This window comes from Pseudomonas sp. RGM2987 (assembly GCF_022952855.1).
Taxonomy (GTDB): domain Bacteria; phylum Pseudomonadota; class Gammaproteobacteria; order Pseudomonadales; family Pseudomonadaceae; genus Aquipseudomonas.
In genome coordinates, this window is record NZ_JALJDX010000213.1 from 85,131 (window position 1) to 109,611 (window position 24,481).

Annotated in this window: 23 protein-coding genes; 13 read left to right on the plus strand and 10 right to left on the minus strand. The window is 61.6% G+C overall.

The window, feature by feature from the left end; all coding sequences use genetic code 11:
- Nucleotides 1-7: 7 nt before the first annotated feature.
- The gene (locus RGM2987_RS20490) at nucleotides 8-1,048 is read right to left on the minus strand and encodes a low specificity L-threonine aldolase (protein WP_245144645.1); all 1,041 of its coding nucleotides are present in this window, start codon (nucleotides 1,046-1,048) and stop codon (nucleotides 8-10) included.
- A gap of 194 nt (nucleotides 1,049-1,242) precedes the next feature.
- Between RGM2987_RS20490 and RGM2987_RS20495 the strand changes: the two genes are divergently transcribed.
- The 8 genes from RGM2987_RS20495 (at nucleotide 1,243) to fdhA (ending at nucleotide 11,579) form a co-directional block, all read left to right on the plus strand.
- On the plus strand, nucleotides 1,243-1,947 hold the full coding sequence (locus tag RGM2987_RS20495) for a TraX family protein (protein ID WP_245144646.1): 705 nt from the start codon (nucleotides 1,243-1,245) through the stop codon (nucleotides 1,945-1,947).
- Between the two features lie 313 nt (nucleotides 1,948-2,260).
- Nucleotides 2,261-3,514: a serine hydroxymethyltransferase gene (locus tag RGM2987_RS20500; RefSeq protein ID WP_245144647.1), complete on the plus strand. Its 1,254-nt coding sequence runs from the start codon at nucleotides 2,261-2,263 to the stop codon at nucleotides 3,512-3,514.
- Between the two features lie 22 nt (nucleotides 3,515-3,536).
- The gene (locus RGM2987_RS20505; RefSeq protein WP_024779446.1) at nucleotides 3,537-4,787 is read left to right on the plus strand and encodes a sarcosine oxidase subunit beta family protein; all 1,251 of its coding nucleotides are present in this window, start codon (nucleotides 3,537-3,539) and stop codon (nucleotides 4,785-4,787) included.
- A 155-nt stretch (nucleotides 4,788-4,942) separates the two neighbouring features.
- On the plus strand, nucleotides 4,943-5,272 hold the full coding sequence (locus tag RGM2987_RS20510; RefSeq protein ID WP_245144648.1) for a sarcosine oxidase subunit delta: 330 nt from the start codon (nucleotides 4,943-4,945) through the stop codon (nucleotides 5,270-5,272).
- Nucleotides 5,269-8,286: a sarcosine oxidase subunit alpha gene (locus tag RGM2987_RS20515; RefSeq protein WP_245144649.1), complete on the plus strand. Its 3,018-nt coding sequence runs from the start codon at nucleotides 5,269-5,271 to the stop codon at nucleotides 8,284-8,286. Before RGM2987_RS20510 ends, RGM2987_RS20515 begins: the two co-directional genes overlap by 4 nt.
- A gap of 190 nt (nucleotides 8,287-8,476) precedes the next feature.
- Nucleotides 8,477-9,109, plus strand: coding sequence for a sarcosine oxidase subunit gamma family protein (soxG, locus tag RGM2987_RS20520; protein WP_245144650.1), 633 nt, complete (start codon nucleotides 8,477-8,479; stop codon nucleotides 9,107-9,109).
- Nucleotides 9,110-9,303: 194 nt separating this feature from the next.
- Nucleotides 9,304-10,161 carry a formyltetrahydrofolate deformylase gene (purU, locus tag RGM2987_RS20525; RefSeq protein WP_245144651.1) on the plus strand — a complete coding sequence of 286 codons (858 nt, stop codon included), beginning with the start codon at nucleotides 9,304-9,306 and terminating at the stop codon, nucleotides 10,159-10,161.
- Nucleotides 10,162-10,379: 218 nt separating this feature from the next.
- Nucleotides 10,380-11,579 (plus strand): formaldehyde dehydrogenase, glutathione-independent, encoded by a 1,200-nt coding sequence (fdhA, locus tag RGM2987_RS20530; RefSeq protein ID WP_245144652.1) that lies wholly within the window; start codon nucleotides 10,380-10,382, stop codon nucleotides 11,577-11,579.
- A gap of 103 nt (nucleotides 11,580-11,682) precedes the next feature.
- On the opposite strand, the gene RGM2987_RS20535 is transcribed toward fdhA, so the two are convergent.
- The 3 genes from RGM2987_RS20535 to RGM2987_RS20545 all read right to left on the minus strand — a co-directional run bounded on the left by RGM2987_RS20535 (nucleotide 11,683) and on the right by RGM2987_RS20545 (nucleotide 13,842).
- Nucleotides 11,683-12,657 carry an RHS repeat-associated core domain-containing protein gene (locus RGM2987_RS20535; RefSeq protein WP_245144653.1) on the minus strand — a complete coding sequence of 325 codons (975 nt, stop codon included), beginning with the start codon at nucleotides 12,655-12,657 and terminating at the stop codon, nucleotides 11,683-11,685.
- 25 nt (nucleotides 12,658-12,682) lie between these two features.
- A complete protein-coding gene (locus tag RGM2987_RS20540; protein WP_245144654.1) occupies nucleotides 12,683-12,895 on the minus strand; it encodes a cold shock domain-containing protein in 213 nt (70 codons plus the stop codon).
- Between the two features lie 371 nt (nucleotides 12,896-13,266).
- Nucleotides 13,267-13,842, minus strand: a complete 576-nt coding sequence (locus RGM2987_RS20545) for a hypothetical protein (protein WP_245144655.1) — start codon at nucleotides 13,840-13,842, stop codon at nucleotides 13,267-13,269.
- Nucleotides 13,843-14,011: 169 nt separating this feature from the next.
- Here RGM2987_RS20545 and RGM2987_RS20550 point away from each other — a divergent pair, with 169 nt between their 5' ends.
- Nucleotides 14,012-14,590, plus strand: coding sequence for a DUF2780 domain-containing protein (locus tag RGM2987_RS20550; protein WP_245144656.1), 579 nt, complete (start codon nucleotides 14,012-14,014; stop codon nucleotides 14,588-14,590).
- 36 nt (nucleotides 14,591-14,626) lie between these two features.
- On the opposite strand, the gene RGM2987_RS20555 is transcribed toward RGM2987_RS20550, so the two are convergent.
- Both RGM2987_RS20555 and RGM2987_RS20560 read right to left on the minus strand, forming a co-directional pair.
- Nucleotides 14,627-15,010, minus strand: a complete 384-nt coding sequence (locus RGM2987_RS20555; RefSeq protein ID WP_245144657.1) for a DUF3757 domain-containing protein — start codon at nucleotides 15,008-15,010, stop codon at nucleotides 14,627-14,629.
- A 181-nt stretch (nucleotides 15,011-15,191) separates the two neighbouring features.
- On the minus strand, nucleotides 15,192-16,085 hold the full coding sequence (locus RGM2987_RS20560; protein ID WP_245144658.1) for an acyltransferase: 894 nt from the start codon (nucleotides 16,083-16,085) through the stop codon (nucleotides 15,192-15,194).
- A gap of 291 nt (nucleotides 16,086-16,376) precedes the next feature.
- On the opposite strand from RGM2987_RS20560, the gene RGM2987_RS20565 reads away from it, so the two are divergent.
- The 4 genes from RGM2987_RS20565 to creD all read left to right on the plus strand — a co-directional run bounded on the left by RGM2987_RS20565 (nucleotide 16,377) and on the right by creD (nucleotide 20,658).
- Complete coding sequence (locus RGM2987_RS20565; RefSeq protein ID WP_245144659.1) at nucleotides 16,377-16,883, plus strand: ATP-dependent zinc protease; 507 nt, start codon at nucleotides 16,377-16,379, stop codon at nucleotides 16,881-16,883.
- Nucleotides 16,884-16,952: 69 nt separating this feature from the next.
- The gene (gene creB / locus RGM2987_RS20570) at nucleotides 16,953-17,633 is read left to right on the plus strand and encodes a two-component system response regulator CreB (RefSeq protein WP_245144660.1); all 681 of its coding nucleotides are present in this window, start codon (nucleotides 16,953-16,955) and stop codon (nucleotides 17,631-17,633) included.
- Nucleotides 17,633-19,051: a two-component system sensor histidine kinase CreC gene (gene creC / locus RGM2987_RS20575; RefSeq protein WP_245144661.1), complete on the plus strand. Its 1,419-nt coding sequence runs from the start codon at nucleotides 17,633-17,635 to the stop codon at nucleotides 19,049-19,051. Before creB ends, creC begins: the two co-directional genes overlap by 1 nt.
- Before the next feature lie 233 nt (nucleotides 19,052-19,284).
- Nucleotides 19,285-20,658 (plus strand): cell envelope integrity protein CreD, encoded by a 1,374-nt coding sequence (creD, locus tag RGM2987_RS20580; RefSeq protein WP_245144662.1) that lies wholly within the window; start codon nucleotides 19,285-19,287, stop codon nucleotides 20,656-20,658.
- 181 nt (nucleotides 20,659-20,839) lie between these two features.
- Here the strand turns inward: creD and RGM2987_RS20585 are convergent, their stop codons facing one another.
- From RGM2987_RS20585 to RGM2987_RS20600, 4 genes are all read right to left on the minus strand, one after another.
- The gene (locus tag RGM2987_RS20585) at nucleotides 20,840-21,469 is read right to left on the minus strand and encodes a glutathione S-transferase (RefSeq protein ID WP_245144663.1); all 630 of its coding nucleotides are present in this window, start codon (nucleotides 21,467-21,469) and stop codon (nucleotides 20,840-20,842) included.
- Between the two features lie 101 nt (nucleotides 21,470-21,570).
- On the minus strand, nucleotides 21,571-22,872 hold the full coding sequence (locus RGM2987_RS20590; RefSeq protein ID WP_245144664.1) for an MFS transporter: 1,302 nt from the start codon (nucleotides 22,870-22,872) through the stop codon (nucleotides 21,571-21,573).
- Between the two features lie 208 nt (nucleotides 22,873-23,080).
- Nucleotides 23,081-23,260 carry a hypothetical protein gene (locus RGM2987_RS20595; RefSeq protein ID WP_245144665.1) on the minus strand — a complete coding sequence of 60 codons (180 nt, stop codon included), beginning with the start codon at nucleotides 23,258-23,260 and terminating at the stop codon, nucleotides 23,081-23,083.
- Nucleotides 23,257-24,387, minus strand: coding sequence for a PepSY-associated TM helix domain-containing protein (locus tag RGM2987_RS20600; protein ID WP_245144666.1), 1,131 nt, complete (start codon nucleotides 24,385-24,387; stop codon nucleotides 23,257-23,259). Before RGM2987_RS20600 ends, RGM2987_RS20595 begins: the two co-directional genes overlap by 4 nt.
- Nucleotides 24,388-24,481: the final 94 nt, after the last annotated feature.

A 24,481-nucleotide genomic window follows, 5' to 3' on the forward strand; every position in this document is an offset into this window, starting at 1 on the left:
TCTTGACTTAGCCCGCCATCACTTCCCGAATATCCCCCGCCAATTCCCGCACCCGCGCTTCTTCGGTGTCCCACGAACACATGAAGCGTGCGCCGCCCTTGCCGATGAAGGTGTAGAAGCGCCAGCCGCGGGCGGTGAGGGCGGCGATGGCCGGTTCCGAGAGTTGCAGGAACACGCCGTTGGCCTGGACCGGGAACATCAGTTCCACGCCGGGAATGTCGCTGACCAGCTGCGCCAGCAATTGTGCGCAGTGATTGGCGTGGCGGGCGTGCTTGAGCCAGGCGTCGTTTTGCAACAGGCCGACCCAGGGCGCGGACAGGAAACGCATTTTCGAGGCCAGTTGCCCGGCCTGTTTGCAGCGGTAATCGAAGTCTTCGGCCAGGTCGTGGTTGAAGAACAGAATCGCCTCGCCCACCGCCATGCCGTTCTTGGTGCCGCCAAAGCACAACACGTCGACGCCGGCCTTCCAGGTCAGGTCCGCCGGGGTGCAGCCGAGGAAGGCACAGGCGTTGGAAAACCGTGCGCCGTCCATGTGCAGGTTCAGCCCCAGTTCCTTGCAAGTGATGCTGATGGCGCGGATTTCATCCGGCGTGTAGACGCTGCCGACTTCGGTGGCCTGGGTCAGGGTCACGACCCGTGGCTTGGGGTAGTGGATGTCCTGGCGCTTGAGGGCGACTTCACGGATCGACTCGGGCGTCAGCTTGCCGTTTTCGGTGCGCGCCACCAGCAGCTTGGAGCCGTTGGAAAAGAACTCCGGTGCGCCGCATTCGTCGGTTTCGACGTGGGCGGTTTCCGAGCAGATCACGCTGTGGTAACTCTGGCAGAGCGAGGACAGCGCCAGGGAGTTGGCGGCCGTGCCGTTGAACGCGAAGAACACTTCGCAGTCGGTTTCGAACAAGGCACGGAAATCATCCGCCGCACGGTGGGTCCACTCATCATCACCGTAGGCGCGCTGGTGGCCCTGGTTGGCTTCTTCCATGGCGGCCCAGGCTTCGGGGCAAATACCGGAATAGTTGTCGCTGGCAAACTGTTGACTCTTGTCGGTCATGGCCTTGCTCCTAAGGTAGAGAGTCCTGGGTAAAGAGATCCCTGGCGAGCTCCCGGATGGGGAGACCCGTGGTTCGGCGTGCTTGAGTCCACAGCGCCGTGTTCGATGCTGGTGCGCACTTTACCCAAGATTAGCGGGGGAACACACCGGATGTTTCTGTCAGGAAATCACAAAGTCCTCGGGCCATTTCATACATGAGCCAGCGTGACGGGGCACTGGACCTGCTCAAGTGGCTGGCTCTGCTGGCAATGGTGCTCGATCATCTGCGATATGTCGGTTTCTCCGCCGATTGGCTGTACGTGCCTGGACGCCTGGCGTTTCCCTGGTTCTGCCTGGCGATGGCGGTCAACCTGTCGCGCAGCGGGATGAACGCCGGTCAGGGGCGTTACCTGGGCCGGTTGCTGCTGTTCAGCGCGATCAGCGAGATTCCCTACCGGCTGTTCTTTCCCGACCCCGCGACCTTCAATGTGATGCCGACGCTGGTCCTGGGCTGGCTGGTCGCTCGCGGTTGGCAGTTGCCGACGCTGCAGGCGCGTTGCCTGGCGGTCGGGGCGTTGATGTTGGCGGCGCTGTTTTCGTCGCGGCTGATGTTCGGATTCTTCGGCGTGCTGCTGCCGCTGGCGATGCTGCTGGTATTGCGTCGGCCTTGGTACCTGGTCTTGTTGCCGGGGATTGTCTGCGTGGCGGCCAATCAGTGGCGCGTTCTATATGGCGCGGCGTGGCTGGGGGATGCGGTGGCGTTGTGGGGCTTGCTGGCCTGTCTGTTGGCGCCAGGGCTTGGGTTGTGGCTGTTGCGACAGGCCGGTCGTATTCATCCGCCGGCAATGCGGCGTTGGGCCTATGCACTTTATCCGGCGCATTTTCTGATTCTGCTCGCGGTTCGCCAAGCCGCCGCGTAACCCCTTGTGGCGAGGGAGCTTGCTCCCGCTGGGCTACGAAGTAGCCCCAAGGCCTGCGAATGCTATTTGTCAGGCGCACCGCGTTTGCCGGTTTCACGACTGCTACGCAGTCGAGCGGGAGCAAGCTCCCTCGCCACAGGGAGCCCGGGCGCGTCTGTGCTTTTGAATGCATGTCGTAAACGCGCCTTTGCGTGGCGTCCATAGGCATTTGACTTGCCTGCGCCAGCCATACCATCGCATCCAAAGGGCACTGTCGAACCGGCGGTGCCTCACCAAGACAAAAAGGCGCAACGCCGCCGCTGGGAGAGACGCGATGTTCAGCAAGCAAGACCAGATCCAGGGTTACGATGATGCACTGCTGGCGGCGATGAATGCCGAAGAGCAACGCCAGGAAGATCACATCGAACTGATCGCGTCAGAGAACTACACCAGCAAGCGCGTGATGCAGGCCCAGGGCAGCGGCCTGACCAACAAATACGCCGAAGGCTATCCGGGCAAGCGCTACTACGGTGGTTGCGAGCATGTCGACAAAGTCGAAGCCCTGGCGATCGAGCGCGCCAAGCAACTGTTCGGCGCCGATTACGCCAACGTCCAGCCGCACTCCGGTTCTTCGGCCAACAGCGCCGTGTACCTGGCCCTGTTGCAAGCCGGCGACACCATCCTGGGCATGAGCCTGGCCCATGGCGGTCACTTGACCCACGGCGCCAAGGTGTCGTCCTCGGGCAAACTCTACAACGCGGTGCAGTACGGCATCGACACCGTCACCGGCCTGATCAACTATGACGAAGTCGAGCGCCTGGCGGTCGAGCACAAGCCGAAAATGATCGTCGCCGGGTTCTCGGCCTACTCCAAGACCCTCGACTTCCCACGCTTCCGCCAGATTGCCGACAAGGTCGGTGCCCTGCTGTTCGTCGACATGGCCCACGTTGCCGGCCTGGTCGCCGCCGGCCTGTACCCGAACCCGCTGCCTTACGCTGACGTGGTCACCACCACCACCCACAAGACCCTGCGCGGTCCGCGTGGCGGCCTGATCCTGGCCAAGTCCAACGAAGAGATCGAGAAAAAGCTCAACGCCGCGGTATTCCCGGGCGCCCAGGGCGGTCCTCTGATGCATGTGATCGCCGGCAAGGCGGTGTGCTTCAAGGAAGCGTTGGAGCCTGGCTTCAAGGCCTACCAGCAGCAAGTGATCGAAAACGCCCAGGCCATGGCTGGCGTGTTCATCAAGCGCGGCTACGATGTAGTGTCCGGCGGCACCGATAACCACCTGTTCCTGGTCAGCCTGATCCGTCAGGGCCTGACCGGCAAGGACGCCGACGCTGCCCTGGGCCGCGCCCACATCACCGTGAACAAGAACGCCGTGCCGAACGACCCGCAGTCGCCGTTCGTGACCTCGGGCCTGCGCATTGGCACCCCTGCGGTGACCACCCGCGGCTTCAAGGTCAGCCAGTGCGTGACGCTGGCCGGCTGGATCTGCGACATCCTCGACAACCTCGGCGACGCCGATGTCGAGGCCAATGTCGCCCAGCAAGTGGCGGCCCTGTGCGCGGACTTCCCGGTTTATCGCTGAGTCGGTTTTGGAGTAAATGACTATGCAACGCTATTCGGGCTTCGGCCTCTTCAAACACTCTCTCAGCCATCACGAAAACTGGCAGCGGATGTGGCGCACGCCCACCCCGAAAAAAGTCTACGACGTGGTCATCGTCGGCGGTGGCGGGCATGGCCTGGCGACCGCCTACTACCTGGCCAAGGAGCACGGCATCACCAACGTGGCCGTGGTCGAGAAGGGCTGGTTGGGCGGCGGTAACACCGCGCGCAACACCACCATCGTGCGCTCCAACTACCTGTGGGACGAATCGGCTCACCTGTACGAACACGCGATGAAACTCTGGGAAGGCCTGTCCCAGGACCTGAACTACAACGTGATGTTCTCCCAGCGTGGCGTCTACAACCTGTGCCACACCCTGCAGGACATCCGCGATTCCGAGCGTCGGGTCAATGCCAACCGCCTCAACGGCGTGGACGGCGAACTGCTCAACGCCAAGCAAGTGGCCGATGAGATTCCGTACCTGGATTGCTCGAAGAACACCCGCTACCCGGTGCTGGGCGCCACTGTCCAGCGTCGCGGCGGCGTGGCCCGTCACGATGCCGTGGCCTGGGGTTTTGCCCGGGCAGCCGACGCCTTGGGCGTGGATCTGATCCAGCAGACCGAAGTGATCGGTTTCCGCAAGGAAAACGGCGTGTGCATCGGCGTGGAAACCAACAAGGGCTTCATCGGCGCCAAGCGTGTCGGCGTGGTCACCGCCGGTAACTCCGGACACATGGCCAAGCTCGCCGGTTTCCGCCTGCCGGTCGAGTCCCACCCGCTGCAAGCGCTGGTGTCGGAACCGATCAAGCCAATTATTGACAGCGTGATCATGTCCAACGCAGTGCACGGCTACATCAGCCAGTCCGACAAGGGCGACCTGGTGATCGGTGCCGGTATCGACGGCTGGGTCGGCTACGGCCAGCGCGGTTCGTACCCGGTGATCGAGCACACCATCCAGGCCATCGTCGAGATGTTCCCGGTGCTCTCGCGGGTACGCATGAACCGTCAGTGGGGCGGCATCGTCGACACCACGCCGGACGCTTGCCCGATCATCTCCAAGACGCCGGTGCCGAACATGTTCTTCAACTGCGGTTGGGGCACCGGTGGCTTCAAGGCCACCCCGGGCTCGGGCAACGTGTTTGCCGCCAGCCTGGCCAAGGGTGAAATGCACCCGCTGGCTGCGCCGTTTTCCATCGACCGTTTCCACAACGGTGCACTCATCGACGAACATGGCGCTGCTGCCGTCGCCCACTAACAGGAAGCACCGTGAAAACTACTGCGCTCGGCAATACTGCGTTAAAAACAGGCTGGAAATGCTCACTTAGAACACTAAGCTCCGCTTTCCAGCCTGTTTTTGCCTTGTCTTGCCTTCGCTCGCTACGTTTTCACGGCGCTTGAGGAGAAATCCCTATGTTGCACATCTTCTGTCCTCACTGCGGCGAACTGCGCTCCGAAGAGGAATTCCATTCGTCCGGCCAAGCGCACATCCCGCGCCCGCTGGATCCGAGCGCCTGCACCGACGAGCAGTGGGGCGACTACATGTTTTTCCGCGATAACCCTCGCGGCCTGCACCACGAGCTGTGGATTCACGCCGCCGGTTGCCGCCAGTACTTCAACGCGACCCGCGACACCGTGACCTACGAAATCCTGGAAACCTACAAGATCGGCCAAAAGCCGCAATTCACCGACAAGGCTGACAGTCCGAAAGCGGCCGCACAGGCTCTGGGAGAGAAGGTATGAGCCAGATCAATCGCCTGTCCAACGGCGGACGGATCGACCGCAACAAAGCGCTGAGCTTCACCTTCAACGGCCAGACCTACAAAGGCTTCGAAGGCGACACTTTGGCCGCTGCATTGCTGGCCAATGGCGTCGACATCATCGGTCGCAGCTTCAAGTATTCGCGTCCGCGCGGCATCTTCGCCGCCGGTGCCGAAGAGCCGAACGCGGTGCTGCAGATCGGCGCCACCGAAGCCACACAGATTCCTAACGTGCGGGCCACGCAACAGGCGCTGTACCAGGGTCTGGTCGCCACCAGCACCAATGGCTGGCCGAACGTGAACAACGACATGATGGGGATTCTCGGCAAGGTCGGCGGCAAGCTGATGCCGCCGGGCTTCTACTACAAAACCTTTATGTACCCGCAATCGTTCTGGATGACGTACGAGAAGTACATCCGCAAGGCCGCAGGCCTGGGTCGCTCGCCGACCGAGAACGATCCGGACACCTACGACTACATGAACCGTCATTGCGACGTGCTGGTGGTCGGCGCCGGCCCTGCCGGCCTGGCCGCTGCACTGGCTGCGGCCCGCAGCGGTGCACGGGTGATCCTGGCGGACGAGCAGGAAGAGTTCGGCGGTAGCCTGCTCGATTCCCGCGAGAGCCTGGACGGCAAGCCTGCGACCGAATGGGTGACGGCGGCAATCGCTGAGCTGCGCTCGATGCCGGAAGTAGTGCTGCTGCCTCGCGCTACCGTGAACGGCTACCACGACCACAACTTCCTGACCATTCACGAGCGCCTGACCGATCATCTCGGTGACCGTGCGCCAATCGGTCAGGTCCGTCAGCGCATCAACCGTGTCCGCGCCAAGCGCGTGGTGCTGGCGACCGGTGCCTGTGAACGTCCGTTGGTCTACGGCAACAACGACGTGCCGGGCAACATGCTGGCGGGCGCAGTCTCTACCTACGTGCGCCGTTACGGCGTGGCGCCGGGCAAGAAACTGGTGCTGTCCACCAACAACGACCACGCCTATCGCGTGGCCCTGGACTGGTTCGACGCCGGCCTGCAAGTGGTCGCCGTCGCCGATGCCCGCAGCAACCCGCGTGGTGCGCTGGTGGAAGAAGCACGGGCCAAAGGCATTCGCATCCTCACTGGCAGCGCCGTGATCGAAGCCCGTGGCAGCAAGCGTGTCACCGGCGCGCGGATCGCCGCCATCGACGTCAAGGCGCACAAAGTCACCAGCCCAGGCGAGTGGCTCGATTGCGACCTGGTTGCCAGCTCCGGCGGCTACAGCCCGGTGGTCCACCTGGCGTCGCACCTGGGTGGCAAGCCGATCTGGCGTGAAGACATCCTCGGTTTCGTACCGGGCGAAGCACCGCAGAAGCGTGTGTGTGTCGGCGGCATCAATGGCGTCTACAGCCTTGGTGATTCCCTGGCCGATGGCTTTGAGGGCGGCGTGCGCGCAGCCAGCGAAGCCGGCTTCAAAGCGGTGGAGGGCGTGTTGCCCAAAGCCCTGAGCCGTCATGAAGAGCCGACCCTGGCGTTGTTCCAGGTGCCGCACGAAAAAGCCACCGCACGGGCGCCGAAGCAATTCGTCGACCTGCAGAATGACGTCACCGCCGCCGCCATCGAACTCGCCACCCGCGAAGGCTTCGAGTCGGTGGAACACGTCAAGCGCTACACCGCACTGGGCTTCGGCACCGACCAGGGCAAACTGGGCAACGTCAACGGCCTGGCCATCGCGGCCCGCTCGCTGAACGTGAGCATCCCGCAGATGGGCACCACCATGTTCCGTCCGAACTACACGCCGGTGACCTTCGGCGCGGTAGCGGGCCGGCACTGCGGGCACATCTTCGAACCGGTACGCTTCACCGCGCTGCATGCCTGGCACGTGAAGAACGGCGCCGAATTCGAAGACGTCGGCCAGTGGAAACGCCCTTGGTACTTCCCGAAAAATGGCGAAGACCTGCATGCCGCGGTCAAGCGCGAATGCAAGGCAGTACGTGACAGCGTCGGCCTGCTGGACGCTTCGACCCTGGGCAAGATCGACATCCAGGGCCCGGACGCCCGCGAGTTCCTCAACCGCATCTATACCAACGCCTGGACCAAGCTCGACGTGGGCAAGGCCCGCTACGGCCTGATGTGCAAGGAAGACGGCATGGTGTTCGACGACGGCGTGACCGCCTGCGTCGGCGACAACCACTTCATCATGACCACCACCACTGGCGGTGCGGCCCGCGTGCTGCAATGGCTGGAAATCTACCAGCAGACCGAATGGCCGGACCTGAAGGTGTACTTCACCTCGGTCACCGACCACTGGGCGACCATGACCCTGTCGGGCCCCAACAGCCGCAAGCTGTTGAGCGAAGTCACCGACATCGACCTGGACAAGGACGGCTTCCCGTTCATGACCTGGAAGGAAGGGCTGGTGGGCGGCGTGCCGGCGCGGGTGTTCCGGATCTCGTTCACCGGTGAGCTGTCGTACGAAATCAACGTGCAGGCCGACTACGCCATGGGCGTGCTCGAACAGATCGTCGAGGCCGGCAAGAAGTACAACCTGACCCCGTACGGCACCGAGACCATGCACGTGCTGCGGGCCGAGAAAGGTTTCATCATCGTCGGCCAGGACACCGACGGCTCGATGACCCCGGACGACTTGAACATGGGCTGGTGCGTGGGCCGTACCAAGCCGTTCTCGTGGATCGGCTGGCGTGGCATGAACCGTGAAGATTGCGTACGCGAAGACCGCAAGCAACTGGTGGGCCTCAAGCCGATCGACCCGAACGTCTGGTTGCCGGAAGGCGCGCAACTGGTCTTCAACCCCAAGCAGGCGATCCCGATGACCATGGTCGGTCACGTGACCTCCAGCTACGCGCACAACTCCCTGGGCTATTCGTTTGCCATGGGTGTGGTCAAGGGCGGTCTGAAGCGTATCGGTGAGCGGGTGTTCTCCCCCCAGGCCGACGGCAGCGTGATCGAGGCCGAGATTGTGTCGTCGGTGTTCTTCGATCCGAAGGGTGATCGGCAGAATATTTGATGACCTTCAGATTCTGTGGAGGCAGGGCTGCCGCCTTCGCGAGCAAGCCCGCTCCCACAGGGTCGAAGTTGCTGAAGAAATTTAAGCCGGGCATCAATCCAATGTGGGAGCGGGCTTGCTCGCGAAGACGGCAGCACAGTCACCACAAGAGTTGAGACCACCGCACTACTGAATTCATGACAGGTGCTATATGACAGCAGCCAATGTTTACCAACAACGCCCAACCACCGGGGCCAAAGCTGAGTCGTCGCTGCACCATGCCGACCTCGCCAGCCTGGTGGGCAAGGGCCGCAAGAACGCCGGTGTGACCGTGCGCGAGAAAAAACTCCTCGGCCACCTGACGATTCGTGGCGATGGTCACGACGCCGCATTCGCCGCCGGGGTGCACAAGGCCCTGGGCATCGAATTGCCGGGTGCGTTGAGCGTCATCGTCAAAGGCGAGACCAGTTTGCAATGGATGGGGCCGGATGAATGGCTGCTGATCGTGCCGACCGGTGAAGAGTTCGCCGCCGAGCAGAAGCTGCGCGAAGCGCTGGGCGAGCTGCACATCCAGATCGTCAACGTCAGCGGCGGCCAGCAGATCCTCGAACTGTCCGGCCCGAACGTGCGCGACGTGCTGATGAAATCCACCAGCTACGACGTTCACCCAAGCAGCTTCCCGGTGGGCAAGGCCGTGGGTGCTGTGTTCGCCAAGTCGCAACTGGTGATCCGCCACACCGCCGAAGACACCTGGGAACTGCTGATCCGCCGCAGCTTCTCCGATTATTGGTGGCTGTGGTTGCAGGATGCTTCGGCTGAGTACGGGTTGAGCGTGCAGGCTTAACGCAGTGTTCGAATGCTCTTGTGGCGAGGGAGCTTGCTCCCGCCCGGCTGCGCAGCAGTCGTAAAGCCTGAGCCCGCGTCCCTGATGAAGGCGCGCGGTTGCTTATTTGGGGTTGCTGCGCAACCCAGCGGGAGCAAGCTCCCTCGCCACAGGGTTTCTCTGTCGCACCGCTATTTTGAACAGGAGTCACCGCAATGAGCCGCGCCCCAGACACATGGATCTTGACTGCCGACTGCCCCAGCGTGCTCGGCACGGTGGACGCGGTGACCCGCTTTCTGTTCGAGCAGGGCTGCTACGTCACCGAGCACCACTCTTTCGACGATCGCCTCTCGGGGCGTTTCTTCATTCGTGTGGAATTCCGCCAGCCCGACGGCTTTGCCGAAGAGGATTTCCGCGCCGGCCTGGCCGAGCGTGCCGAAGCCTTTGGCATGGTCTTCGAACTGACCCCACCCAACTACCGGCCGAAAGTGGTGATCATGGTCTCCAAGGCCGATCACTGCCTCAATGACTTGCTCTACCGCCAGCGCATCGGCCAATTGTCCATGGACGTGGTAGCGGTGGTTTCCAACCACCCGGACCTCAAGCCGTTGGCCGACTGGCACCAGATTCCCTACTACCATTTCCCCCTGGACCCGAACGACAAGCCGGCCCAGGAGCGCCAGGTGTGGCAGGTGATCGAAGACACCGGCGCCGAACTGGTCATCCTCGCCCGCTACATGCAGGTGCTGTCGCCGGAGCTGTGTCGCAAGCTCGACGGCAAGGCCATCAACATCCACCACTCCCTGCTGCCGGGTTTCAAAGGCGCCAAGCCGTATCACCAGGCCTACAACAAAGGCGTGAAGCTGGTCGGTGCCACGGCGCACTACATCAACAACGACCTGGACGAAGGCCCGATCATCGCCCAGGGCGTGGAAGTGGTGGACCACAGCCATTACCCCGAAGACCTGATCGCCAAGGGGCGGGATATCGAAGGGCTCACATTGGCCCGGGCGGTGGGGTATCACATCGAGAGACGGGTGTTTCTCAATGCCAACAGAACTGTCGTTCTTTAGCTTTTTTGGGGCTGCTTCGCAGCCATTCGCGAGCAAGCCCGCTCCCACAGGATTTACGTTGTTATACAAGTCTTCGATACGCCACAAATCCATTGTGGGAGCGGGCTTGCTCGCGAAGAGGCCCTTACAGACAACAAGACACAAGCACTAACCCGAGCAATCAACGCGCTGCCTGCCTGGGCAGCGCAGTTTCATAAAAACAACAGCGAGGTGAAAGCATGTCCGGTAATCGTGGAGTCGTGTATCTCGGCCAGGGCAAGGTTGAAGTACAGAAAATCGACTATCCAAAAATGCAGGACCCGCGCGGCAGGAAGATCGAGCACGGTGTCATCCTGCGCGTGGTATCCACCAACATCTGCGGCTCCGACCAGCACATGGTGCGCGGCCGTACCACCGCCCAAACCGGCCTGGTCCTGGGCCATGAAATCACCGGTGAAGTGATCGAGAAGGGCAGCGATGTCGAGAACCTGAAAATCGGTGACCTGGTGTCAGTGCCGTTCAACGTTGCATGCGGGCGCTGCCGTTCCTGCAAGGAGCAACACACCGGTGTCTGCCTGACCGTCAACCCGGCGCGTGCCGGCGGTGCCTACGGCTACGTCGACATGGGCGACTGGACCGGCGGCCAAGCCGAATACGTGCTGGTGCCGTACGCCGATTTCAACCTGCTGAAACTGCCGGACCGCGACAAGGCCATGGAAAAAATCCGTGACCTGACCTGCCTCTCGGACATCCTGCCAACCGGCTACCACGGTGCTGTCACCGCTGGTGTCGGCCCAGGCAGCACCGTGTACATCGCTGGCGCCGGCCCGGTTGGCCTGGCGGCCGCCGCCTCCGCGCGCCTGCTGGGTGCTGCCGTGGTGATCATCGGTGACGTCAACTCCATCCGCCTGGCCCACGCCAAGGCGCAAGGCTTTGAAATCGTCGACCTGTCCACCGACACCCCGCTGCACGAGCAAATTGCCGCCCTGTTGGGCGAGCCAGAAGTCGATTGCGCCGTTGACTGCGTCGGCTTCGAAGCCCGCGGCCACGGCCATGACGGCGTCAAGCACGAAGCCCCGGCCACCGTGCTCAACTCACTGATGGGCGTGGTCCGCGTGGCCGGCAAAATCGGCATCCCCGGCCTCTACGTCACCGAAGACCCGGGCGCCGTCGACGCCGCCGCGAAGATGGGCAGCCTGAGCATCCGCTTCGGCCTGGGCTGGGCCAAATCCCACAGCTTCCACACCGGCCAGACCCCGGTCATGAAGTACAACCGCGCGCTGATGCAAGCGATCATGTGGGACCGCATCAACATTGCCGAAATCGTCGGTGTGCAGGTGATCAGCCTGGATGACGCGCCGAAGGGCTATGGCGAGTTCGATGCGGGCGTGCCGAAGAAGTTTGTGATTGATCCGCATAAGATGTTTAGTGCGGCTTGAGGTTGGTTTGAAAATAGGAAGGGCGACTTTGTGTCGCCCTTTTTTGTGCTGTTGATTGTTGTTCAATTGTACGTTTCTTCCTGCTTCTGTATTTTTTGTAGCTTTAGGTTTGTCCTCTTATGTCGCGCTGGCTTCTTGTTAAGTCGGTCGAGTGACGACGCGAAATTGTTTCTTGATCGGGAAATAAATCATAGTAACTGGGAGGGTCGTCAGGGGTAATTCCAATAGTTTCGTCAAATTGAGACGACTCAGATGATGGGCGCCTAAATCGCTGGTTATTCGATCTATTGCCTCCCTCCAAGTAATAAGAGTTAGAGCCGCGACGGGAGGGCACGTTGTCTACCTGCAGCGAAGACGCATTACCGGCCGTCCAGGCAGCAGATTTGGTATTTTGTAAAGTCGCAGGGCTGTCAGTGGAGCGTATTACCTGTCGTGGTGGATATATCTCTACCACTCGGGCTCTTGGCGTATTGTGTGAGAACATTAAAAAATCGGAAGGAATTGAATTACTCATGAGTCCAGTGCTCCGTAATATGGTTTTTACCCATCCCCATGTGTTTCCCGTCGGATCAGTCCGATTCACCGGGTCACCCATACAATAAGCATAAGTATTCAATCCGCCCTTCCCAAACGGACCCAAATTGTCCGGACCATTAAACCGCATCAACGTCGGATTGAATGCTCGATAACCATTGCCCAACAAATAATGCCCCGTCAGCGGGTCCGATGGTTCCCCATTAAAGCCGAGCAGACTGAGTAAACCGTTTTCCTGAGCGCGGTGACCGTATGGCGTGTAAGCAAGGGGATGCAGCTGCGTGTTGAGCGCATGCAATACCGATCGCTGTTGGTCAGTCGCGAGCAGCGTGGTTTTGACGGCATTGTCCCTGTGTTGTTGTGCCAGGAGCTGATCGCCTTGCTGGAAAATCGAGCACCGCGCCGAGCCTTGCGTTTCAGTGGTCAGGCGGTCCTTCAGGTAGAACCGCCGGGCGCTGGCTTGGTCGGCTGGGGTGCAGGCGACCAGCCGATCCAAAGGGTCGTAGCTGTATTGGCAGAGCAGCTTTTTGTGCTCGAAAGGCATGGCAGCATTTCCTGAAAGCGTATCTCTATTCCGGCGTGACTCTCGTCGCCTGCATGCCTTTCTCACCCTGCTCAACTTCAAAAGAGACAGTTTGGCGTTCTTTCAAGGTTTTATAACCCTCGCCGGAAATCGCGGAGTAATGAACAAACAGTTCTTCGCCGCCTTTGCCGCAGGTAATGAAACCATAGCCTTTTGCATCGTTAAACCACTTAACGGTGCCTTTGATTCGGTCGTTCATTATTATTGTCCTAAGCCCGAATGAATAAAGCGCAAGAGCAAAGATGCTCGTCCGCCTTGTTTCTGTTGACACAGTTGGAGCTTAGAGTCGGCCTGAACAGCTGCCTACTGTCAGAGCTGACAGTAGGCAATGCCGAAAGGGAATAACCGCTTGCGGGTGATATTCAGATGACTGTCACAAAGCGGTCATGCCGTGGGGCCGCGTCCGAGAATCGACGATCGAAGAGGCCGGCACGTCGCAGCCGCAACCACTGACCGAACGCCATTGTGGCGAGGGAGCTTGCTCCCGCTGGGTTGCGAAGCAGCCCTCGCTGTTCCGAAACCATGGGCAAGCGCTGCGCACTCGAGCGCGAGCAAGCTCGCTCGCCACGGTTAGTCGCGTGCTTTTGCCTTCCCAATTCGCTCACAGAATTCAGGGTAGAAACCTTGTGTACTCGGATTACGACATTCGTCCTGAGCCTGGGCCAGCGCGGCGCGGCTGAATGTCAGGCTGCGGGGCAGGCTGGCGAAGGTGATGTAGCCATCGCGTTGGGTCTTGATGGCGTCGAAACCTTGCATGTCATAAACCAGCTCCACGTCATCATCGACCAGCAGCCGCGCCTTGACTGTCACTTGCGTGTACTGCTTGCCGCCCGGCGCATTATTGAGCGCCGCCAGGCCATGACCGACAACGCGCAGCAGCTGTGGAACCCAGGCTTCGCACTCATCCGTGCATTTTTCAGGACGGTAGCGCACGGTCAGCGTCTGTTGGTCGCGGTACACGTCGGTCAGCGCCGGGTCGGAGCGCTTGATGCGGTGCTCGATGGTCAACCAGGCCTTTTGCTCGTCGCTGGTACCGTCGGCAACTTCAGGGTTGAGCGGACCACGCTGGCATTCGTTGACACCCAGGGCAATGAGCATGCCCGTGAGGATGACCGCGAGGGTTGCTCCACCGATTTTTACGTTCATAGGCAAGCTCTGCTGGAAGATGCCGTACTGTACGGGAAATGCGTTTGCAGGGCAGGTCTCCAATTCAGCTGTGAATCGTAAGGAGGAACAATCCCTGACCGCCCCAGTCCAACGTCCGATTTTGCGCCGCACCTTTGTGGGCGGTTTTTCCGAGATAAGAGGTGTTCTGATGAAGGTTTCACGCGGTTTCGCCCTGTCTTGCCTGCTGTCGTTGGCGGCTAGCCCGGCCTTCGCGCAGTTCAGCCTCGATGACGCAGCCAACGTGCTGTCGGCGATGCAGGGTAATCAGGGCGAACAAGGAGAGGGCGCGGTGGCCGCAGCGCCGAAAGCCGCCGGGTTGCTCAATACCCTCGGCTCGGAGCTCAAGATCACCCCGGAACAGGCCATCGGCGGCGCCGGGGCAATGCTTGGGCTGGCGAAGAACCGGCTCAGCGAGCCGCAGTTTTCCGAATTGAGCAAAAGCGTGCCGGGCCTTGATCAGATTGCCGGCGACAATGCCATTGGTGGGCTCAATGGCCTCGGCGGACTGCTTGGCGGTGGGTCGGACAAGAATGCCCTGCTCGACGGTTTGCTCGGTAACGTCAAAGACACTCAGGACTTGAACAACGCTTTCAGTGCGCTGGGCATGGACAGCGGGATGATTGGGCAGTTTGCTCCGGTGATTCTTGAGTATCTTGGGCAACAGGGGGTTGCCGGTTCGTTGCTGCAGAACCTGGGGGGAATTTGGGGTACGGGGGCGGGTGTTTGACGAAAGTGGCGACATCGAAAATCCGCCAAGAAGCCATCAGAATCTCAAACTGACGTAGTCGGTGTTCACCCGTTCGCAAGTGTAGGTGTCCTCGCTCGCGCTACGGTTGGCCGCCCAGGACAGAGACGTCGGCTGATAATCCAGCGTGAGCGTGTTCCCACCGTAATTACAGATGAAGGTCACCCTCCTGGGTACCTGTTCATCTTCGTCGGGTTCATGGACCGCGAACTCGGTCTCGTTGAATTGCTGCACCGCCGGGTTGGCCTCCTGTTCCGGGGCCTGACTCTGCCATTCTCGGTCATCCTGGGTTTCTACTGTTTCACCGGTGCCATGGATCTGTATCGCGGCCGGACAAATGACTTCCCCGGCATGGACATGGCCGATGATCAGCAAGCAAATGCCAGCGCCGCCGTGCGTCATGAAGTTTCGCATTAGGCTTGCCCCCCTAGTGTGTCCCGGCGACATGTTTGCGGCTGTGCCTGGTGAGGGCTACTGTCAGGGCTGACAGTTTTTTATATCGATTTGGAATTGATAAGAGACAGGCGCCCGAAAAGAGACCTCTACGTCGGAGGTCTTTCAGTCGCTGGCTGCTATCAGACTGTCAGGTGCCTTGTGCTTCGCTGCGCAAGGCCGCAATCCGCCGGTCCTTCTCGGTCCAGAGCTGATTCACCCACGCCTGCACCTGCTGGCGAAACACCGGGTCGTTTTCGTAATCGCCCTGCCATAGCGCCGGCTCCAGTTCGCGGGTCTGGATGTCGATGATGACCCGGGGCACGGCGCCGCTGATCAGGTCCCAGAACCCGGGAATCCGGTCCTGTGGGTAGACCACCGTGACGTCGAGGATGGCGTCAAGTTGCTCACCCATCGCCGCCAGTACGAACGCCACGCCGCCGGCCTTGGGCTTGAGCAGGTGGGTGAAGGGGGATTGTTGTTGCTGGCTTTTGGTGGCGGTGAAGCGGGTGCCTTCGAGGTAGTTGACCACGGTGACCGGTTGGCGCTTGAACAGCTCGCAAGCAGCCTTGGTGATTTCCAGATCCTTGCCGGCAAGTGTCGGGTTCTTCGCCAGGAACGCCTTGGTGTAACGCTTCATGAACGGGTAGTCCAGCGCCCACCAGGCCAGCCCGAGGAACGGCACCCAGATCAGTTCTTTCTTGAGGAAGAACTTGAAGAACGGTGTGCGGCGGTTGAGGGTATGGACCAGGGCGGGGATATCTACCCAGGATTGGTGATTGCTGATTACCAGGTACGACGTATCGCGGCGCAGGTCGGCACCGCCGCGGATGTCCCAACGGGTGGGAATGCACAGGGCGAAGATCAGTTTGTCGATCTCGGCCCAGGTCTCGGCGATCCACATCACCGCCCACGAGGCGTAGTCACGAAAGCGCCCGGGCAGGATCAGTTTGAGCAGGGCGAACACCATCAGCGGGCCGAATAGCACCAGGGTGTTGAGCAACAGCAGCAGGGTGACGAAACAGCCGGTGAGCAGGCGGCGCATAAATGACTCTTGCGAACAGGTGGGCGGGTCATGATAAGCAGCTTCGGGCGGCAGGCCAAATAGGCGTGGACGAATGTTTCACCTTTTGGCCGGTATGCTGGGTTCGCTTTTTGTGGCGAGGGAGCTTGCTCCCGCTCGGCTGCGCAGCAGTCGCAAACAGGCTCCGGCATTGCCGCCAGGTGGGGCCGCTTCGCAGCCCAGCGGGAGCAAGCTCCCTCGCCACAGGTGCGCGACCGAACGAATCCATCGGCCACTGTCTAAAACCCCACCCCACACAGGAAGCCTCATTGCATGAAATCCCTTCTCGCCCTGCTCTCCCTGGTGGCCCTTCCAGTGCTGGCCGCCGAGCCGACCCTGTACGGGCGCTACGAATACATCGCGCTGCCGGAAATCGGCGGTGAGGTGCTCAAGGCCAAGATGGACACCGGTGCCCTGACCGCCTCGCTGTCGGCCAAGGACATCGAGACCTTCACCCGCGATGGCGACGACTGGGTTCGCTTCCGTCTGGCGACCAAGGATGCGAGCAACAAGGTCTACGAGCACAAGATCGCACGCATCAGCAAGATCAAGACCCGCTCCGAAGAAGATGAAGACGACGATGAGAAGATCGCGCCGAGCAAGCGCCCGGTGGTCGACCTGGAAATGTGCCTGGGTAACGTCAAGCGCACCGTGGAGGTCAACCTCACCGACCGCAGCAGCTTCAACTACCCGTTGCTGATCGGCGCCAAGGCGTTGCGCGAGTTCGGCGCGGCGGTGAACCCGGCGCGGCGCTATACGGCTGACAAGCCCGACTGCTGATTTCCCCGATTGACGTGCCCCGAGGGTTGGGGCACCGTTCCGGCAACTTTACTGTCGGGCTCGCTACATATGCCGCATATTCTGATTGTCGAAGACGAAGCCGCCATCGCCGATACGCTGGTGTTTGCGCTGCAAGGAGAGGGTTTCGACACCACGTGGTTGAGCCTCGGCGCGGCCGCTCTCGAACACCAGAAAAGCACTCCGGCGGACCTGATCATCCTCGATGTGGGCCTGCCGGATATCAGTGGATTTGAAACCTGCAAGAATCTCAGACGTTTCAGCGACGTTCCGGTCATCTTTCTTACAGCCCGGGATGGCGAGATCGACCGGGTCGTGGGTTTGGAGATCGGCGCCGACGATTATGTGGTCAAGCCGTTCAGCCCTCGTGAGGTCGCGGCCAGGGTCCGCGCCATTCTCAAGCGCGTGGCGCCGCGCCCGGCGCCGGAGCTGAGCGCGATGTTGTTCCAGGTGGACAGCGAGCGGGTGCAGATCAGCTATCGCGGCAAGCCATTGAACCTCACCCGCCATGAATTCCGTTTGTTGAACTGCCTGCTGGAGCAGCCGGAGCGAGTCTTCAGCCGCGAACAGTTGCTCGATGCCCTGGGCGTGGCCAGCGATGCCGGCTACGAGCGCAGCATCGACAGCCACATCAAGAGCGTACGCGCCAAGTTGCGCCTGGTCCGAACCGATGCCGAGCCGATCCAGACCCATCGCGGCCTCGGCTATAGCTATAGCCCGGGACACAGCTGATGTCGCTGGGGATCCGGATTTTCCTCGTCTATGTTCTTTTCATCGCTCTGACCGGATATTTTGTGTTCGGCACGGTGATCGAACAGATCCGCCCGGGCGTGCGCCAGTCCACCGAGGAAACCCTGGTGGACACGGCCAACCTGATGGCCGAGATCCTGCGCGACGACTTCAAGGCCGGTACCCTCAACCAGAATCACTGGCCGCAGTTGCTCAAGGCCTATGGCGAGCGCCGGCCGGCGGCGACCATCTGGGGCTTGCCGAAAAACCAGGTCAGCCACCGCATCTACGTCACGGATGCCAAAGGCATCGTGGTGCTTGACTCCAGTGGCGTGGCGGTGGGCCGGGATTACTCGCGCTGGAACGACGTCTACCTGACCTTGCGCGGCCAGTACGGCGCCCGTTCGTCCCGCGCCAATCCGGATGATCCGGCGTCGTCGGTGATGCATGTCGGCGCGCCGATCCGCGACAAAGGCCGGATCATCGGCGTGGTCACCGTCGCCAAGCCCAACAGCTCGCTGCAACCTTATATCGACCGTACGGAGCGGCGCCTACTGCTTTATGGCGTCGGGCTGATCGGCCTGGGCCTGCTGCTCGGGGCCTTGCTGTCATGGTGGCTCAGCTCGGCGCTGCGCCGCTTGACCCACTACGCCCAGGCGGTCAGCCAGGGACAACGGGTCGAAGTGCCGCATTATCGCGGTGGCGAGTTCGAGCAGCTGGCCGGCGCGGTGGAACACATGCGCACGCAACTGGAAGGCAAGGCCTACGTCGAGCGCTACGTGCATACCCTGACCCACGAACTCAAGAGCCCACTGGCAGCGATTCGCGGTGCCGCCGAACTGCTGCAAAGCGATATGCCCGCCGCCCAGCACCAGCGCTTCGTCAGCAACATCGACAGCGAAAGCGTACGCATGCAGCAGTTGATCGAGCGTTTGCTCAACCTGGCCCAGGTCGAGCAGCGCCAGGGCCTGGAAGAGGTTGTCGCGGTGCCGCTGGCCGGGTTGTTCGATGAACTGCTGGAAGCGCGTAGCGGTTGGATCGAGAGCCGGCAGTTACGCGTGGAACGGCAAATTGCAGCGGACCTGACCCCGATGGGCGAACCGTTCCTATTGCGCCAGGCGTTGGGCAATCTGCTGGAAAATGCGTTGGACTTCACGCCGGTCAATGGACGGCTGCGCATCAGCGCCGAGCGTATCGGCGACCGGGTCGAGGTTCGCCTGTTCAATCAGGCCGAACCGATTCCCGACTACGCCTTGCCGCGCCTGAGCGAGCGCTTCTACTCCTTGCCGCGCCCGGACAGCGGCCGCAAGAGCACCGGGCTGGGGCTCAACTTCGTCGAGGAAGTGGTGCAGTTGCATGGCGGGGAGTTCGGGATTGGTAATGTCGAGGGTGGGGTCGAGGTGGTGTTGCGGTTGCCTTGAAGAATGAGTTTCCCTTGAAGGAGCGCCGTTGTGGCGAGGGAGCTTGCTCCCGCTCGGCTGCGTAGCAGTCGCTTTCTGAGGAGCGCTTCGCACTCCAGCGGGAGCAAGCTCCCTCGCCACGGGGTTTCGGCCTGTAAGAGTGCTTGAGTCTCCACACAATCTCCACATTCCCCTCATAAACACCTCACACAACCCCTCCAGACTCTCCCCCATTCGAACAGGGAGAGCCCCACATGAACCGTAGCCTCGCCATAAAACTGGGCATGATCGCCCTATTGATTCTTCTGCTGATGATCCCGTTGTTGATGATCAATGGCCTTATCGACGAGCGCCAGGAGCTGCGCGACGGGGTGTTGCAGGACATCGCTCGCAGTTCCAGCAACAGCCAGCAGCTGATCGGGCCGATGATCGTGGTGCCGTTCCGCAAGGACGTGAAGGTCTGGAACACCAACGAGAAGACCGGCGTGCGGTTCCTGGAAACCGTTGAGCACAAGGGCGAGTTGTATTTCCTGCCGGAGCAATTCGAACTCGACGGCCAGGTTCGTACCGAAACCCGCGCGCGGGGTATCTACGAGGCGCGGCTGTTCCACGCTGAGAACCGCATTGATGGGCGTTTCCAGGTGCCTGAGCACTTTGGCCTGTCGGCCAAGGAAGCGGCGGATTACCGTTTCGACGAGCCGTACCTGAGCGTGGGCATCAGCGACATCCGCGGCATCGAGAATGCGCTGACCATGAAACTCAACCAGCAGACCGTCGATTTCATGCCCGGCTCGCGGGTCGGCTGGCTGGGGCAGGGCGTGCACGTGCCGCTGCCGATGGTCACTGCCCAGTCCAGCGCCGACCTGACCTTCGGTTTCGACCTGAGCCTGCAAGGCACCGGCGAGTTGCAGGTGTTGCCGGTGGGCAAGTCCAGCAAAGTTCACCTGAGCGCCGACTGGCCGCACCCCAGCTTCATCGGCAATTACCTGCCGACCAACCGCGAGATCAACGAGCACGGTTTCAGCGCTGACTGGCAGACCTCATTCTTTTCCACCAACCTCGAAGAAGCGCTGCAAAGCTGTGTCGCCAGCGACGGTTGTGAAACCTTTCGCAGCCGCGCCTTTGGCGTGAGCTTCATCGACCCGGTGGACCAGTACCTCAAGAGCGACCGGGCGATCAAATATGCCTTGCTGTTCATCGCGCTGACCTTCGCCGGCTTCTTCCTTTTCGAAGTGCTCAAGAGCCTGGCGGTGCACCCGGTCCAGTACGCCTTGGTCGGTGTGGCGCTGGCATTCTTCTACCTGCTGTTGTTGTCGCTGTCGGAGCACATCGGCTTCGCCCTCGCGTACTTGGTGTCGGCCAGTGCCTGTGTGTTGCTGATCGGGTTCTATGTCTGTCATGTGTTGCGCAGCGTGAACCATGGCCTGGGGTTCTCGGCGGGACTGGCGGCGCTGTATGCCTTGCTCTACGGCTTGCTGAGCGCGGAAGACTACGCGCTGCTGATGGGCTCGCTGCTGCTGTTCGGCCTGTTGGGTGTGTTCATGGTGCTAACCCGCAAACTGGACTGGTATGGGGTCGGGGCCAAGCCTGCTGCGGCCGTGAGCTTTGATCTGGGAGAGGTGAAATGAGCCGGTCGTTGGGGTTGCGTGAGGACCAGCGAGTGGGGGAGGTGTTGGTGGCACTGGTTGTCGGGTTGTTTCCTTTGGATCCGTGTCGGCCCGTTCGCGAGCAAGCCCGCTCCCACAGGGCCGGCGCAGATCCTGTGGGAGCGGGCTTGCTCGCGAAGAGGCCGGTACAGTCAATGCGAATCTAAACTCGAGGCACCGTTTCCACCATCGAAGGCCGCTCACTCACCTCGGCAAACCACGCCGCCAACTGTGGATTGTTCTTGCGCCATTCCAGGTCCGGGTGGCGCAAGTCCAGGTAGCCCAAGGCGCAGGCCACGCTGATGGACGCCACGTCGAAATGACTGGCCAGCTCGGCAATGGCCTCGGCTTCGAGCACGCCCAGGGCGCGGCGGATCTTGTCCCGTTGCGCATCGAGCCACTCGTCCCAGTGTTTCTCAGGTGGACGCAGGGCGGTTTCGTAGCGGATCATCACCGCTGCATCCATGACCCCGTCGGCCAGGGACGCCAGGGTCAGGCGCCGCCAGCGGGCTGCACCGTCCCGAGGAATCAGCGGGTTGCCGACGTGCTGGTGATCGAGGTAGTCGAGGATGACCCGGCTGTCATGCAGCACATTGCCGTTGGCCAGGCGCAGGGCCGGGATCTTGCTCAGCGGGTTGTCATCGATCAGCACCTGGTCCGGCTTGACCGGCGTGAGTTGGCTGAGCTGCAACGCCACGCGGTCCTGTTGACCGGTTTCGTGCAGCAGCACCAGGACCTTGCGAACGAAGGGGGAGGCGGGGTTGTAGAACAGCGTCATGCTGGGGGTGGACATGGCAACGTCTCGGTCAGTGGGACTCGCTGCGCAGCATAGCGCGTTCCCTCGGGCTCAAGGCAGTGGCGAGCGGGACCCATGAGGCCCGCTCGCCCTTTGCATCACGCGGCCGGTTGCAGGCCTTGCGGTTCTGACGGCGCCGGGGCCGCTGGTTGTTGCTTGAGTTCGCGGGCCACGGTCCAGACGATAAACGCTGCGACCACGTCGAAGATCGCCAGCAGCACGAACAGCGGGCTGTAGCCGATCCTGGTGACCATCACGCCAAACAGCAGGGTGAAGGCGGCGGCGCCCAGGTAACCGAACATCCCGCCCATGCCGGTGGCGGTGGCGACTTCATTCTTGCCGAACGAGTCTGAGGTGATGGCATACAGCGCGCCGGACAGGGTCTGGTGGGCAAAACCGCCGACGCACAGCAGGGCGATGGCCGTGTACGGGCTTTCGACCAGGCCGATGCAGGCCGGGCCGATCATGCAGGAGGCGCCGAACAGCAGGACCATCTTGCGCGAGGTGAACAGCGACACCTTGCAATACTTATGGAAGAACGGGCTCAGGTAACCGCCCAGTACGCAACCCAGGTCGGCGGCCAGGAACGGCAGCCAGGCGAACATCGCAATCTCCTTGATGTTCATGTGCCGCTCGGTCATCAGGTACAGCGGAATCCAGGCATTGAACGTCTGCCAGGCCGGCTCGGAGAGGATCCGTGCGCTGGCGATGGCGTAGAAATTGCGGCTGGTGATGATGCGTTTCCAGCTGCCTTTCTTCGGGCCTTGCTCTTTGAAGTGAGCTTCCTGGCCGCTGAGGATGTAGTCGCGCTCGGTGTCGCCCAGGTGCTTCTGGTCACGCGGGTGCTTGTAGAAGATCAGCCAGAGGAATGTCCAGGCGACGCCCAGGCCACCGACGATCAGGAAGGCCAGCTCCCAGCCACTGTTCAGGATCGCCCAGACCACCAGCGGCGGGGCGAGCACGGCGCCGATCGATGAACCGATGTTGAACCAGCCAATGGCGACCGAGCGTTCCTTGGCCGGAAACCATTCGGTGGACGTCTTGACTGCTGCCGGCAATCCGGCGGCTTCCGTCAGGCCCAGCAAGCCCCGGAAAAACGCCAGGCCCTGCCAGCCCGAGGCCATCGCTGCCGCAGCACAGGCCAGGGACCAGGCGAAGGCGAAAATGGCGAAGCCCATTTTGGTACCGATGGCATCGATGATGTAACCGGCCACCGGTTGCATCAGCGCATAGCAGATCTGCCAGGCCACGACGATGTGGGAATACTGCTCGGTGGAGATGCTCATTTCGCTCATCAGCGTCGGAGCGGCGACAGAGAGGGTATTGCGTGCCAGGTAGTTGACCATCAGGCCGGCCGTGACCAGGCCGACCATCCACCAGCGGATGCCTTTGATTTTCATCACTTCACCACGATTATTTTTAGAGTGGGTGTCGCATGGAATGTGTTGCGGCGTTGTAGGTTGTCGTACAACGTAAGTGTTTATAGGAGCGCAAGGGCTAATTTGTCAATAAATATGTCAAAATGTGTGAGGATGTTGCTGAGTGGGACGTGCCGTCATCGTATGACTGTAGGAGGCGCGTCCGCAGCTGGCGGCGGACGCGGCGAACTCAGCGGCGCGGGACCAACCCCCACACCGCCAATACACAGGGGATGCCCAGCCCCAGCCAGCTCATGGCGTCCCACAGGCCGTCGCCGAGCAAGGCGCTGAACAGGCCGGCCGCGCACAGCGTGCCGATGGCCAGGGGAACGCCGAACACTTTCCAGAAACTCGACTGCCGCGGCCTCATGGAGCGACCGCCGTGCCTTCGCTCGCGCGCCTGGCCGCTCTGCGCCGCACCAGCCACAGATAGACGCCGCTGCCCAGAACGATGATGGTCAGCACATCGAGGATCGCCCAGAAGACCTGCATCGGCCGGCCACCGTAGTCGCCAAAATGCAGGGGCAGCGAAAGGCTCATGACGTCCATGTACCACGGGCGCTCGGCGACGGCGGTGACTTCCAGGGTGCTGGCGTCGATCAGTACCGGCGTCAGCAAATGGGAGGTCAGGTGGCTGTCGCCTTTCATGAATACGCCATAGTGGTGCTGGCTGGAAAACAGCGTGCCGGGGAAGGCGATGAAGCCGGGCGCCGTGCCCGGCGTGGCGTCCTTGGCGATGTCCAGCAAGCGGCTGGCCGGCGCCAGTCGGGTCAGCGGCGGGGCGTTGCGGTAGGGCTCGACCATGCTGCTGAGGCTGTCGTTGCGCCACGCGGCGATGATCAACTCGGCGCACGCGGCGATCACCCCGGTAACGCCTACCGTCAACGCCCAGACCAGGGTCACCACGCCGATCAGGTTATGCAGGTCGAGCCAGCGCAGGCGCGTGGACTTGTCCCGGCGCACCGTGGCGAACTTCAAGCGGCGCATGAACGGCAGATACAGCACCACGCCCGAGACGATGGCAATCACGAACAGCAAACCCATGAATGCCAGCAACAGCTTGCCGGGCAAGCCGGCGAACATGTCCACGTGCAGGCGCAGCATGAGCATCATGAAACCGCCGTTGGCCGAGGGCATTTCCACGGCCTCGCCGGTGCGGGCGTCGAGCATGAACGTGTGGGATGAATTGGGTTCGGTGCCGGGCGTCGGCGCCATGATGGTGATAACGCCGTTGGGCTCGTCATCTTCCCAGGCAAAATACTGCACCACTTCGCCCGGGCGATGGGCCTTGGCGTTTTCCACCAGTTGTTGCAGGTCCAGGCGCGGCGTATCGGCGGGCATCTGCCGAAGCTCGGGGGCATCGCCCAGCAGGTGTTCGATCTCGTGATGGAAGATCAACGGCAGCCCGGTGAGCGCCAGCATCAGCAGGAACACCGTGCAGATCAGGCTGGTCCAGGTGTGGATAAAGGACCAGCGGCGAATGGTTTTGCTTTTCATGGTTGATCCGATTGCGAGAAGGCTGTGTCATCTGAGATCGGTCAGGCGAGCCGCAGAACCTGTGGGAGCGGGCTTGCTCGCGAAAGCGGTGTGG

Coding starts and splice junctions, on each gene's coding strand:
- RGM2987_RS20595 (WP_245144665.1), bottom strand. CDS start 23,260: ATGAGGCCGCGGCAGTCGAGTTTCTGGAAAGTGTTCGGCGTTCCCCTG.
- RGM2987_RS20495 (WP_245144646.1), top strand. CDS start 1,243: ATGAGCCAGCGTGACGGGGCACTGGACCTGCTCAAGTGGCTGGCTCTG.
- RGM2987_RS20585 (WP_245144663.1), bottom strand. CDS start 21,469: ATGTCCACCCCCAGCATGACGCTGTTCTACAACCCCGCCTCCCCCTTC.
- RGM2987_RS20600 (WP_245144666.1), bottom strand. CDS start 24,387: ATGAAAAGCAAAACCATTCGCCGCTGGTCCTTTATCCACACCTGGACC.
- RGM2987_RS20505 (WP_024779446.1), top strand. CDS start 3,537: ATGCAACGCTATTCGGGCTTCGGCCTCTTCAAACACTCTCTCAGCCAT.
- creB (WP_245144660.1), top strand. CDS start 16,953: ATGCCGCATATTCTGATTGTCGAAGACGAAGCCGCCATCGCCGATACG.
- creC (WP_245144661.1), top strand. CDS start 17,633: ATGTCGCTGGGGATCCGGATTTTCCTCGTCTATGTTCTTTTCATCGCT.
- RGM2987_RS20550 (WP_245144656.1), top strand. CDS start 14,012: ATGAAGGTTTCACGCGGTTTCGCCCTGTCTTGCCTGCTGTCGTTGGCG.
- creD (WP_245144662.1), top strand. CDS start 19,285: ATGAACCGTAGCCTCGCCATAAAACTGGGCATGATCGCCCTATTGATT.
- purU (WP_245144651.1), top strand. CDS start 9,304: ATGAGCCGCGCCCCAGACACATGGATCTTGACTGCCGACTGCCCCAGC.
- RGM2987_RS20540 (WP_245144654.1), bottom strand. CDS start 12,895: ATGAACGACCGAATCAAAGGCACCGTTAAGTGGTTTAACGATGCAAAA.
- RGM2987_RS20590 (WP_245144664.1), bottom strand. CDS start 22,872: ATGAAAATCAAAGGCATCCGCTGGTGGATGGTCGGCCTGGTCACGGCC.
- RGM2987_RS20500 (WP_245144647.1), top strand. CDS start 2,261: ATGTTCAGCAAGCAAGACCAGATCCAGGGTTACGATGATGCACTGCTG.
- RGM2987_RS20560 (WP_245144658.1), bottom strand. CDS start 16,085: ATGCGCCGCCTGCTCACCGGCTGTTTCGTCACCCTGCTGCTGTTGCTC.
- RGM2987_RS20490 (WP_245144645.1), bottom strand. CDS start 1,048: ATGACCGACAAGAGTCAACAGTTTGCCAGCGACAACTATTCCGGTATT.
- RGM2987_RS20545 (WP_245144655.1), bottom strand. CDS start 13,842: ATGAACGTAAAAATCGGTGGAGCAACCCTCGCGGTCATCCTCACGGGC.
- RGM2987_RS20510 (WP_245144648.1), top strand. CDS start 4,943: ATGTTGCACATCTTCTGTCCTCACTGCGGCGAACTGCGCTCCGAAGAG.
- soxG (WP_245144650.1), top strand. CDS start 8,477: ATGACAGCAGCCAATGTTTACCAACAACGCCCAACCACCGGGGCCAAA.
- RGM2987_RS20515 (WP_245144649.1), top strand. CDS start 5,269: ATGAGCCAGATCAATCGCCTGTCCAACGGCGGACGGATCGACCGCAAC.
- RGM2987_RS20565 (WP_245144659.1), top strand. CDS start 16,377: ATGAAATCCCTTCTCGCCCTGCTCTCCCTGGTGGCCCTTCCAGTGCTG.
- RGM2987_RS20555 (WP_245144657.1), bottom strand. CDS start 15,010: ATGACGCACGGCGGCGCTGGCATTTGCTTGCTGATCATCGGCCATGTC.
- RGM2987_RS20535 (WP_245144653.1), bottom strand. CDS start 12,657: ATGCCTTTCGAGCACAAAAAGCTGCTCTGCCAATACAGCTACGACCCT.
- fdhA (WP_245144652.1), top strand. CDS start 10,380: ATGTCCGGTAATCGTGGAGTCGTGTATCTCGGCCAGGGCAAGGTTGAA.